Below are 13,283 nucleotides of genomic sequence, written 5' to 3'. Positions count from 1 at the left end.
ATGTCTCCAAAATTAAAATCAGGGTAGGTCGATAAGGTTACCTTTATATTAATAAAACAGTCTCATTATAAAACATTGTATTAACATTTCACATTGAAAATTACTTTTGCACCTAATTGATGAAATCAAAACAGGTTTACAACAGGCCTTTGATAAATAAAATAATTCGAATAACAGTAGATACAAATCCGAAAACAACTATAAATTGGATGTTATAGAAATTAAAAAAGAGCCTGCAAAATAAATATTTTGCAGGCTCCTTGTCTGATAGTTACCATTTCTCTGCTTTGGTTTTTATACTAAACCCCGCAGGCAAATAAATGGCACGTTAAAAATACTAAATAGCTATTGCTTAATAAATGATTTATTTACAATAGTGTTTCCGGTTTGAATGCGTAATAGATAAACTCCTTTAATCAAGTGACTGCAATTGAACGGAATTTCAATTCTGCCAACTTCATAGATCTTATCTGTAATAACATTTAGCTTACTTCCACTCATATCAAATAATGAAATGGTAACCTTTTGCTGCTCGGTTTGCAGAAAAGTTATATTGATGTTTGCCGATGTTGGATTAGGGTAAATACTCAAATCTTCTTCTGAATCAAGAATTGATTTATTGTCGACAAGCGTACTTACTGCACATGTTGGTGTTGTACTAAAAGCCATTTGTGCGGGTGTGAAATTTGTAAATGTTGGATTTATATCGATATTAGAAGTGTCACTAGCGCCTTTACCATCGCAATCTGTTCTGCCATTTCTCCAGTAAGGAAATTGCAAATAAACACCCGGCGTAGAGCAACTGCCAATTTCTGCATCACCGCCCACTATAACTGAGCTGCCAAAATTGCCGGCAAACAGCATAGCATTTCCTTTAATATTAGCTGTATTGGAAACTGAACCTCCTTCCATCCAGGCATTACCTTCAACAATGACACTATTGGATAAAGTTGCATTGTAAACACATGCATTTCCTCTTACAATTGCATTACCATTTATAGTTCCTCCATCTACCATTGCATACTCCTCTATGCGTGCATTTCCTGAAACAGTACCGGCTCTGACAACTGCATAAGGTCCAACATAAACTGTTGATGCAACAGTCGCATTATTAGATACCCATCCTCCACCGTTAGTGTGTAAATGTCCATTTGTTTTAAGAAAACTTCTAAAACTAGCTGCCGGCTGATATCCTTCCGGAGTGGCATTTGCAATTTTTAGTTCATAAGGATATCTTCTCTGCTTAGGATAACCCACATCCATATTATAATTAACATGAACTTTTGGTGCTGAGAAAACTACCAGAAAAATATTTGCTTCTGTACCTGTATTAAGAGTAAAGGAAGCCTCGCCATCCGTTTTATACATTGGACTGTAACGAGATATTGTACCATCTGTTTTTGTGGTAACAAAACCATATCTCCAGCCGGCCTGAGTTGGATTAACTTCTGTATGACCTTTAAACTTTATCGTAACTTTCTTTTGAGTTCCCGCACATGTTGGGTATAGCGGAATTACATTCATTCCGTAATCCTGCGGAGCCCAGTCATTATTGGTATAATATTGATCTGTGGTACCTGTAACTTTAGTTAACAACGTGTATTGCCTGCTGGTATAACGCGGCATATTGGTCTTTATGCTATTGTAAACGCTTCTGATTGTCTTTCCAAAATTACTGGTCGTATTTATTTGGGAATTCCATTGAATAGGATAGTCAAATGCCGGTTGTCGTTGGGCATATCCCCAAAGATAATCATCGAGTTGATCCTGTGTAAAGCCTTTTAACCTCTTAATTGTTTGAAGCGGATGTTCTTCATTGATAGATTCTGCCCACATACGTCTTGTAAAATCAAATCCCTCTTTTTCCTGAACATAATACATCAAATGAAAATTGGTGTAGTGATGTCGATTAGAGGACCACATAAAATGTTTGGTCTGTATCCAACGGGTTAAAGTGCCGTCAATCTCTGACCATTGCGAATACGCCTGAGCCCGCATAAAATTAGCATGGCCTTCAAAAAACGCACCCGCCCAATCATAGCCTGAAAATGCAGTTCCGTTACCTGGATTTTCCTGAATATGCATCATCATCTGCAGCGTGTGTGCAAACTCATGCGATAATGCCCCACCGTCTCTGGTGGCTTCAGGATGTACAAACATAGCACCAATGGTATTACTAAATGAACTTGCCTGTGCAAAAGCCTCTAACCGTGGGTCTGTAGAATTCCAGGTGTTCATCATCATAATAATGATTTTGTACTTGCCGAAATTTGTTGTTGGAGCATTATTAATAAAATGCAAATCGGTTATATACCGCTTAAAGCTAGTTTCAAGGGTATCGGCAACCGATTTTGGCGTAAACCTTAATGCCGGATCAGAATAAGCAGCCGGATTTGTACCCACTTTATCACCCCAATAGAGTACAAAGTTCGTAGACTCATACTTTCTGGAGCTCGATACTTTATTATAAAACTCATTATTTGGATCACTCCATTCTGTAGGAGTAAAAAGTGTTTTCTGGGCAATTGCAAAATGACTTGCCAGAAATACGACAACTAGTAGTAAAAATTTTTTCATAGCATTATTAATTAATAGGTTAAGAAATATATTGTATTGTAAATATAATCCTGAAATTTATAGTCTTTATAAGACAATATTACCTTCAATTAATACTATTTTACCTATTTATTAAAATATATAAATCTGTTACACAAATAGTTACAAAAGCAATCCGTTAAATTGCAAATTCTATACTTTGTTACGTTAATTTTTCAGTTCTGCATCTATGATCTCTAAGACAACACTGCTTTCCTGTTTGGATGAAGAAACTTTTATTCCAATTTTCATTAGGAAATCGCCTGAAAATACATTGCCTGATTCTTCAAAAGTGTTTTTGCTTTCGGGCATTATATTAATTTCTTTTACTTTATACTTTTTTGAAGGGTCAAGTCCTTCCAGCCGCACCAAACTGTAATTAGGATCCGTTAGCGGATGCAGTGTATAGGAAAAAACTACCGATTGTGTTTTATCCTTATTTACATACATTAAAACTGCTCTGGTATCTTCATAAGGCGAAATTAATCGGTACAACTCTCCTTGCCAAAGTACCGGACTTAATCGTTTGTAATTAGCAACAGCTTCCTGGCAAAATTTTAATTCGTTTGGCTTTAATCCTCCAACGTTAATATCAAAACCCAGTTTTCCCATCATAGCCACATCGGTCTTAAATTTAATGGATTGATTTCCCATCGAAGTCACGTGATTGCAGGTCGCCAATGCAGGATAAAAATTAGAATATCCCCATTGTATAAAAACCCGATCAAAAGGGTCTGTATTGTCACTTGCCCAAAACTCTGTAAAATAATTCAGCAACCCATAATCTACCCTGCCGCCGCCTCCGGCACAAAGCATCATTGGAAGATTGGGATATTTGGATTTTATTTTGTCTAAAACTTTGTACAAACCTTTGGTATATTCGATAAACAAATGGGATTGCTGTTTTTTTAAATACGCTGAGTACGCATTTGTCATCATTCTGTTGCAGTCCCATTTAAAAAAGGCCACACCAGACTGGGTCTGCATAATATCATCTACCACCTCAAATACAAAATCCTGGACTTTTGGATTGCATAAATCCAGAACCAATTGGGTGCGATAAATGCTCTTTTGACGATTAGGCAAACTTAGAACCCAATCCGGATGTTTTTCATATAGCTCGCTTTTTTCATTGACCATTTCCGGTTCAATCCAAATACCAAATTTCACATTGGTTTCTTTGGCTTTTCCCATCAAATAACCAATTCCGTCAGGCAATTTTGTTTTTGTCGCCTGCCAGTCTCCCAGTCCTGATACAGAACCGCTTCTTGGATATTTATTTCCAAACCAGCCATCATCAAGCAAAAACATATCGACTCCCAGTGTTTTGGCATCGTCAAACATCTTGGCCAATTTAACCTGATCAAAATCAAAAAAAGTTGTTTCCCAGTTATTCAATAAAGTCAGTCGAGGCTTTTCACCATCTTTAAGCCCATATTTTCTTGCCCAGGCATGTAAATTTCTACTTGCCTGCCCTTTTCCGTGATTCGAAAATGTATAAATAAAAGCAGGTGTTTTAAAAACTTTTCCGGGTTCTAAATTATATTCTGATGCAAATTCATTGATTCCTGAAATAATTCTTAGTTCGTTATTATTGTCTATTTCAAATGTGTATTTAAAATTTCCTGACCATGCTATTGAACCTGCTATGACTTCGCCTGTATTTTCTGTTGATTTTGAATTTAAAGAGAGAAAAAAACTCGGCGATGCAAACATGTTGGTTCGAACTCCTAATTTTGAGTCAATGACTTTACTTCCTCTTGTGAGCTGGCTTTCTTCCATTCTCATTTCTTCGACAACATCACTGTAAAATTGTGTAAGCCAATATTGATCAGCATCCAGATGTAAAGCCGATGAAGCATAATTATAAAGCATCACTGCTTTTTTTTCCTGATGTTCTATTTCTGTCCAGCACTCAATTACATCTTCATTATAAAATATTTTGTAATGAAGATTGACAAAAACGGGATATTGAGGATCTTTTAATTTAATAATGGTTTCTGTAGCATTAGCATCTATTTTTTGAGAAGTATGACTTTGATACTCTAATTCTAATGAAGGATTTCCATCGTTATGTGTTAGCCTGATAGCGGGTTCAAATAAATTATCTGTTCCAAAAGTGGGATAAGCTGCATGACGCAAATCAATTAAAGGATTACCATCATTTACAACAAACTTCTTTGTGTTTTCTTTCGAAATAAATTCATATTCTAAACTGTTATTCAACCTTGTTCCAAAATAGGTTTGGTAGAGTTTTTTGTTTTTACCTACTTTTAAAACCAAAGCCGAAGTTTCAGTTTCAACAGTAATTATAACACTTTCCTGTGCCTGAACAGCGCAATAAACAATCGTGAGGAATAACAGTAAGAATCGCTTCATCTTTTATTTTTTAATATCCAAATGGATTGTCAACACTTTGCATAGGCGTAGTGAACCATTTTGCTCCTTCTTTAGTCATATAAAAATGATCTTCGTGTCTGATTCCAAATTTTCCGGGAATACAAATCATAGGTTCGTTACTCACTACCATGCCTTCGGACAGTTTTATTTCGCTTCCGCGGACTAAATACGGATATTCATGAATATCAAGTCCGGTTCCGTGCCCTACTCTGTGCGGTAATCCGGGTAAATCATAATCCGGGCCTAATCCGGCTTCCTTCAGTTTTTTTCGGGCTGCATCATCTACTGATCCGCATGAAGAACCAATTTTTGCAGCTTCAAAAGCAACACGTTGTACCTCTTTTTCTAAATTCCAAATTGTTTTATATTCCTCCGAAGCAGTTCCAAAAACATACGATCTTGTAATATCCGAAAGGTATCCTTGCAGCCTACAGCCTGTATCAACAAGAACGGCTTCATTTTCTTTTAAAGGCTGAGGTACTGAAACTCCATGAGGATATTGCGTGTCATCAGCAAACAGAACAGTACAGAAATAAGAGCCAGAAGGTATTCCTGCTTTTATATGCGCTTTATTTATAAAATCTCTCACTTCGCTAACTGTGATCCCGGGTCTTAGTATCCTGGCAGCAGCTCGTTGAACTTCCATTGTAATATCCTTTGCTTTTTGAATAATGGCAATTTCATTTTTTGATTTTTGCATTCGGCAGGCTGAAGTAATATTTTGCGCCGTTATAAAATCATAGCTATTATTTGCCTTTGCAATTCCATCAACTAAAAAATAAGGAGAAGACTCATCAATAGCAATTGATCCGCTGTTAAAATTTTTATCCTTCAGTAACTTTCCAAATAAAACATAGGGAGATTCATGTTCTTCCCAACAATTAATCTGAGATTCAACCTGCATGTATTTTTTAAAAGTTCCTTCTTCAAATTTTGGCACTATATATTCTAAAGAGCCATCTTCAAAAAGTAGTGCACCTACCATTCTTTCAGAAGCATTCCAAAGCGTTCCGGTAAAATAATACAGGTTTGTTCCTGCGTTAAGATATAATGCCTTAACCGAACGCTCTTTCATTAATTGTGTCGCTTTTTTAATACGTTCCAAGTATTCTTCTAAAAGAATTGGTTGCACATCCTGAGTCCTGTCTTCTATTTTTTCTAATTCAATTGTCGCAGTAGAACCGCCAATACCTATTGTCATTTTATATATAATTTTCGTTAAACGGCTAAATTAATTAATCTTAATTTATTCTATTTTAGGTTTTGTCTGTTTCATCATTTGAAGTAAATCTTCCTGATTCAGGGCATAATCATAAAGTCGCAATGAGGCCATAAAACCAGAGAAATTTTCACCAATATCTGATCCGCCAATTATAATTTTAGCATTGTCAATTGCCGAAGATAATAGCATGTTTTGCGAATTATCCAAAACACCATCTACATACACCTTCTCAACAACACCATCAAAAGTTAAAACGATATAATGCCATTTATTCGCTTCGGGGATTTTATTAAACTTCATATCAAAATGACCGTCTAAATGTACTCCTGCTCCATAATTGCCGCTATTGTAAGCCAGCGCATTGTATGAATTTGCCAAGCCAAATTCGGTTCTGTCACACCATGACGCTATAATTTCTCCTTCATTTGCTATTTCAGGATTTTTAACCCAGGTTGCAGCTGTGTAAGAACCGTTCCATGCCAGGGTTTTTGGTACTGATTTGTCTAAAGTAAAAGCTCCATTTTTAAAATTAAAAGCCTTAACTCCTTCTGATTTTTCTAAAGATATTTCGCCGCTTTTTGTAAAAATTCCGCCAATAGAACCTTTATTAGAAATGGTATTTAGATCTGAATTATTAGTCATTTTGCCAGCGTCTAAATCAACTAAAAGTTTCTTCGTACTTTTTACTGCGGGAACAGTATTAGATGCTGCATTTTTTAATTTTAAAGGAAGATCAAATAGTGAACTGTAAACTTTGATGTTCCAAACTGCGGCATAAAGTCCAGTTTTTTCGGTCGCTAAAACGGTTAGTTTTATATATCGTGCCGTCACATCGTTGTCATCAATCATTGGACTTCCCGCTGTATGATTTTTAGATTTATCAGCATACTGCTGCCATTTGGTCCCGTTTAAAGAATACTCCAATTTATATTGGTAATAATAACTGGCAAATTCAAATTGGGTCATAACCCTTTTTATCTTTTTTTCTGAACCCAAATCAACAATTAAATATTGAGGAGTTGTATTATCGGCTGCTTTCCACATTGTGGCATTATTACTATCTGTTGCATAAGAAGATTTATATTCGTAATCGTACTGAGTAGACTTTAAATGATAAAAAGAAGAAGCAGTAGTTTTTGTTCCAAAAGCAATATCCTGAGGAACTTCAGACTTTAACAAATCATTTATTCCTTTATTTGAAGGCACAATCGTTTTAATTGTCGAATCGTTTTCAAAAATCATTTTATCAATACAAACCTGTCTGGCGAGCCCGCCTCTGGTCATAGGATAATCATGTTTATGATATACAATGTAGTAATCATCATTTTCCTGTAAAACAGAATGATGTCCGGGACCATGCACCGTCTGATCTTCATTGGTACTCAAAATCGGATTGTTTTTTCCGGGCGTAAAAGGTCCGTAAGGCGAATCAGAATAAGAGTAACGAACATTGTAGGTTTCATCATGACAAGATGCTCCGGAGTACATCAAAATGTACTTGGATCCTTTTTTCATCATATAAGCCGCTTCAAAAGGAGCCGGAGTTTGGGCTAATGGTATATTGGTGGAATGAATCATATCACTCATTGTTTTTTTATTCAATTCTCCAACCGCGTATCCGCCATTGTAATGCACCCAGGTTCCCCAATAGCCATATATTTTGCCATCAGTATCTTTAAAAAACTGTGCATCCAGAGATGGAAAACCTTCTCTGGGATAGCCGTTTGAAATTACCGGAACATCCTGATCGTTTAATTTTTTCCACGGTCCGACAGGAGAATCGGAAACATAACCATAAATATTACAGCCTATTTCACAGTTTCCAAAATACAAATAATATTTACCATCATCTCCCTGAACAATATCAGGGGCCCAAAAATTAGTTATGGATTTTGCTGAAAAAGAAGGGATTTCCATTATATAATTGTACCAATTTTTAAAGTCCTTGCTATACCAGACTGTCGGTGCGCCAGATGCCAGCATTTCGTTATCTGTGGTGGCGTAGATATAATAAATATCTCCAAACTTTTTAATAGTAGGGTCAGCAAACCAGCCTGGTAAAATAGGATTTCCTGCTCCGGGAGAATTTACATCAACCTTTTTTTGAGCAAAAATAGTTCCTGTAAAAACAAGTATGATAAGACTGTATAATAGTTTCTTTTTCAGCATTGCAATTGTAATTAACTTGAATAGCTTATTTCTATTAATATTTCCAAACCAATACGTCAGCAGTTTTTATTGCTGTAGTTCCGATAATAATTTTAGCATTTTTAGGTAAATTGACATTATAGATTTTATCTGAATAATTGACTGCGATACCAAAACCATCGCGATACTCTACCATAATTCCTTCAGGATAATTTTCTATAGGCACATTTTGTTTTTGGTATAATTTTCTTAATACTTGTTTTTCAAGTTCGCCATTTTTGGAATCTACGCCAATGTAGGTTACTGTTCCTTTACCTAAATTACGTGAAATAATAGCGGGCGTTCCAGCGTAGAAATCGCCGTCATATTTTCCCCAAATTTCTGTTTCTTTATTTGGCTTTAATAAATCTCCCCAACTAGTCCACGCAAATTCCTGATTATCAAATTTTATTATACCCGGAGACTGTGGCATTAACAAATCATAAGATTCTATTTGAGAACCTATTAAATTCCACATGGGTTCATAAAATTTTGCTTCCCAAAGATGGCCTTTACGATTTTGAATTCCGGATCGGCAGCTCATGATTAAATTGCCTCCGTTTTGGGCATACAACGTTAGTTTATCAATCATTTTTTGATCGATCATCTGATAAGCTGGTACAATTAAAAAAGGATAGTTTGAGAAATTAGTAGTATCCCGAACAAAATCGACTGGCGCACCCATCGATTTTGTTGCTCTATAATATTTTAAAAAATGTCCAATGGTATTCCACTCTTTTGTTTGCTTGTTTAACTCAATGCCCATAACATTATCTGCATTGAATAGAATTCCGGTTTTACGTTTTAAATAGTAATCCGGTAAAACGGCTTTAGCATCATACTTTTTTCGTAACGTATCAATTTCTTTTATAAACTGGGCAAATTCGATACCTCCAACGGTTGGCGTAACACCGTCTGTACCTACAATGCCATAATGAAATTGCTCATAACCGTATAAAGGAGCCCGAAAACGATACGTACACGCAAATTTACTGCCTCCTGCAAAAACATGCCATAACCACATACGGATACTTCCAGGCAATGGCTGCGGATTAATACTTCCCCAGTTTACTTGTCCCGGTTGTAGTTCCATACAACCATACATTCCTTTTAAAGGTCGAAAAAAATCATTAGACATTCCGATACTGGTATAATCTCCTAATCGATATCCTTTCGGGCCTATTCCAAGACTTCCGCCATAAACTAAATACCGTGTGTAGCAGTCAAAATCCAATTCCTTGCTCATTCCAACAAAGCTTTCGTCATAATTGGATCTGTAATTAGAAGTAATCCACTGGTCTCTGGTTATATATTTGCGTATGGTAAGCGCCTGACTATCCAGAAATGTTGCCGTTTCCTGATCTGCAAATCGATAATGATCTAATTGGGAGTGTAAGTTCATTCCCCATTCCTTGTGTAACGGAATATTAATCTGATCAAAATTGCTGTAAGTCCCGCTCCAGAAATTGTTCCCCCAGGCTTCATTTAAAGCGTCAATAGTTGCATACTTTTCTTTTAACCAATTGCGATAGCGTTGCAGTGCGTCTGGTCCATAATCCAGAAAACGTGAAGGTTCATTATCTACCTGCCAACCAATAATATTTTTATTGTTGCCATATCTTTTCGCCAATTGTTCAATCATTTTTAACGAATAGCTTCGATAATAATTACTCGAAAATGATGCATGCTGTCTTGAACCGTGATCTGTTTTAGTGCCGTCTTCATAAGTAGCCAATATATCCGGATGCTGGCGAACCAGCCATACAGGAGGTGTCGCTGTTGAGGTACACATGATAATTTTTAAATTATATTTTGCAGCAATACCAACAGCTTTGTCCAGCCATTTAAAATCATAAACACCTTCCTGCGGTTCTAATTGTGCCCAGGCAAATTCTCCAAAATGGGTAAATTCAAAACCCATTTCGGCAATTTTTTTCAAATCACGATCCCACTGACTCTGGTCCCAATGTTCCGGATAATAATATACCCCTACTGTTGTCAAGTCTTTTTTAGGGAAATATTTTTCAAAATTTTGAGCGCTGGAATTTAAACCGGTAAGTATTCCAAATAAAATAAATATTATTTTATTGAAAAGGTGTGTTTTTGATTTTTGCTTCATTTCATACTTATAATTTAATTTGAACAGTCTTACTTTTCAAAGCGATTTTATAGGCGCCTCTAATTTTTTCATAAGATAATTTTACCTCTTTGTCTACTCTTAAGTAAGCATTTTGAGTATAGGGTGTTTTAGCATCTAAAGTAATTATAATACTACCAGTTTTAGTATTGTAGCTTACCTTTTTAAAAGTTCCCGCATCTAATGTCAGCCAAATTTTCTTTGGAGCGATGAATATTTTGGATTTCGCAGCTGTTGTAATAGCTACCTCAACCTCATCTCCTTTCTCTTTTAAATTACCTCCAAACGCTACCCAGCCGCATTCTTTTTCATTGGTAATAAAAGTCGCAGTGTTTACAGCGTAGCCAAAGAAACCAGAACCATAATCTCCTGACAAATAATCAATCCTTAAAGTTTCAGGATAAGAATGGAAAGCTGCAGCTCCGAAACCATCTTCTGTAATATTTGAAATTCCGCCTAATAATCCGCCATAACCTACTTTTAATAAATGAAAATCATCAGGGGTTTTTCTGAACTGTTCCAAAACCGGAATTGCATTTAAAGCCGAACCATAATGATGAATCTGGCGTTCTACTCTTGATAATTTTCCTCCGTATAAAAAATCCCAATACCTGCGGGCATTTCCATTATAAGCCCAGTGCGGCATTGTAGGCATATAGGCTAAAATGGCGTCCAGCGTTATTTTCGCTTTATCGGTATACCCAAAATAATCAGACCACATGTATACTTCTTCCTGACCGGTAGAATCCCAGGGCATTTCGCTTCCAAAAGGATAATTAAGCGTTCGCCAATAATCGGCTCTAACCTTCATTTTTGCTTCTAAATTATTCGCCATTTCGGTATATCCTTCTGTTTTTAAATCTTTTAAAATCAATAAAAAGACCGTCCCTTCCATTTGTCCAAACTGCGCATAATACGGCGCTAATCTTGTCATCGCAATACTGGTTTCATAAGCATTTTTTAAGTACCAGTCCCAGGCATGATTGGTAACCAGACCATCATGATATCTGGCCAAACGGTACATGGTCCAATATGCCGCGGCAACGTGCGGATAATTGTAGGATCTTCCCGGATCATCAGCACCTTTTTTGTCCCATGCTGCCCATGTTTTATAATTAACATCCTTACTGTACGTTCCTTCTGGCATTAATTTAGGTTCGTAATAAAAAACACTTTTTTTAACGCCGTATTTAAGCGTGTCAGCTATGTTATACTGAATTCCGCCCCACAACGTTTTATCAACAAACTGCTCTAATTTTTCTATTTCTTCTTTATTTGGGTCTATTAATTGTTTCATGATAGCACCAAGCCAGCCTCCTGCACCACCTTCGTCACTTAAACCCGAAATCCAGACACGACTGTCCTGACTTACTTGTTTTTTAGTTTCATAATCATACGAGATTACCGAAGGATTTCTATGAAAAGGGTCATTTTTTTCATCAAACCATTGCGCTGTTGTCAAAAAATGTCCAAAATCAGCTACTACATTTGTTTCTGATTTTATCACTTTATAATTGATTGTTTGCTCTAATCCATCTTCATAAAATACCGTTAATCTTGCTCTTCCCCATTTTTTTCCGTGAACAGCATACTGAAAATATCCATTCTTGTTTTTTGATTTTTCTTCTATAACTAAAGCTCCTTCCGGTTCAATTTTAAAAGATTTAACCGCTTTTTTATATTTCAGAAAAAGTTGACCGTCTACATCCTGAGGTAAAACGTAACCCGGAACTCCAACCGCTACAGGGCGTTCGTTTTGAATTAAACCAGATTGAATATTTTCAATTTGATCAACCAATACAAACTTCAATGAAAAACTTTTAACCTCTCCCGGCTGAAGTACCAATGAAGTTGGCGTATTCCATTGTTCAGCCGTTTTCCATTCCTGATCAGCATAAGCTTTACTCAACGGCATCCATTCATGGAAACCTTCAAAAACTATGCTTCTCGGTGTTTCATCATCCAACAATGGACGATACGCTTCAAAAGGCATATTGGCCTCCGGGAGCACTAACAATGCCGGGCCATGACCGCTTAATCTTTTTACTTCAAGATAACCGGCGTCTTTACCAATATAGGGATCAAAGAACACATTGTGAAGATGTGTTTCGTCTAATGTTTTTCCTTCGAGAATATTATTAAAAACCATCGGAACTCCTAAGGCTCCTATTTCCTGAGCGCCATTTGATTTGTTTGTGATTTCGAAACGCAATATTAAATTCCCCTCTTTTTCTTCGTAAAAACGTTTTATGGTTAAAGGAATTTCGGCTGGTAATGTGTTCGAAAGATCAGCGGCAGCCAAAACATTTCCTGAAACATTCAAAGGAATAATAGAAGCTCGCTTAGCAGCTGTAGAATAACTTTTCCAGCTTCCGTCTGCTGCTTTAATTCGAAGATTGATATCTCCCAATTGATATAGCCCGTCTTTATCACGAATAGAGAGTCGTTCTCCGGGTGTAAAATCAAAAGTTTTATCTGTAAGAGGAGACAAAGCCGCAACAGTCTGAGAAGATTTCAATAATTTTAATTCGAAAGATTTTGTATTCAAACTAATAAATCCTTTTTCTACCTCAAGCGTTGATTTTTTCGCTTTAATTTTATCCCAATATTCTTGTGCCTGCAAATTATTTGAAGCAATGAAGCAACAAATCATCAAAGCCAAAAGTTTTATTTTTTTCATAATTCTTATTATTTTTTAAGATCTAAACAGAGTCTATTTAGCTTCTTTGTTATATTTTTTAA

Annotated in this window: 6 protein-coding genes; all 6 read right to left on the bottom strand. The window is 36.2% G+C overall.

Features of this window, described 5'->3' with window-relative positions; translation table 11 throughout:
- Positions 1-345: 345 nt before the first annotated feature.
- The 6 genes from ASC72_RS04625 to ASC72_RS04600 all read right to left on the bottom strand — a co-directional run bounded on the left by ASC72_RS04625 (position 346) and on the right by ASC72_RS04600 (position 13,221).
- Positions 346-2,577 (bottom strand): DUF6055 domain-containing protein, encoded by a 2,232-nt coding sequence (locus tag ASC72_RS04625; protein ID WP_056187529.1) that lies wholly within the window; start codon positions 2,575-2,577, stop codon positions 346-348.
- Positions 2,578-2,763: 186 nt separating this feature from the next.
- Positions 2,764-4,974 carry an alpha-galactosidase gene (locus ASC72_RS04620; protein WP_056187526.1) on the bottom strand — a complete coding sequence of 737 codons (2,211 nt, stop codon included), beginning with the start codon at positions 4,972-4,974 and terminating at the stop codon, positions 2,764-2,766.
- Between the two features lie 10 nt (positions 4,975-4,984).
- Positions 4,985-6,196, bottom strand: coding sequence for a Xaa-Pro peptidase family protein (locus tag ASC72_RS04615; RefSeq protein WP_056187523.1), 1,212 nt, complete (start codon positions 6,194-6,196; stop codon positions 4,985-4,987).
- Between the two features lie 45 nt (positions 6,197-6,241).
- Positions 6,242-8,386 (bottom strand): family 43 glycosylhydrolase, encoded by a 2,145-nt coding sequence (locus tag ASC72_RS04610; RefSeq protein WP_056187520.1) that lies wholly within the window; start codon positions 8,384-8,386, stop codon positions 6,242-6,244.
- A gap of 34 nt (positions 8,387-8,420) precedes the next feature.
- Positions 8,421-10,523: a beta-galactosidase gene (locus tag ASC72_RS04605; RefSeq protein ID WP_056187518.1), complete on the bottom strand. Its 2,103-nt coding sequence runs from the start codon at positions 10,521-10,523 to the stop codon at positions 8,421-8,423.
- Positions 10,524-10,530: 7 nt separating this feature from the next.
- On the bottom strand, positions 10,531-13,221 hold the full coding sequence (locus ASC72_RS04600) for a DUF5695 domain-containing protein (RefSeq protein WP_056187515.1): 2,691 nt from the start codon (positions 13,219-13,221) through the stop codon (positions 10,531-10,533).
- Positions 13,222-13,283: the final 62 nt, after the last annotated feature.

The organism is Flavobacterium sp. Root420 (genome assembly GCF_001427905.1).
Taxonomy (GTDB): Bacteria; Bacteroidota; Bacteroidia; order Flavobacteriales; family Flavobacteriaceae; genus Flavobacterium.
Note: the sequence above shows the minus strand (reverse complement) of the source record. Positions and strands in the feature narration are given on the sequence as shown.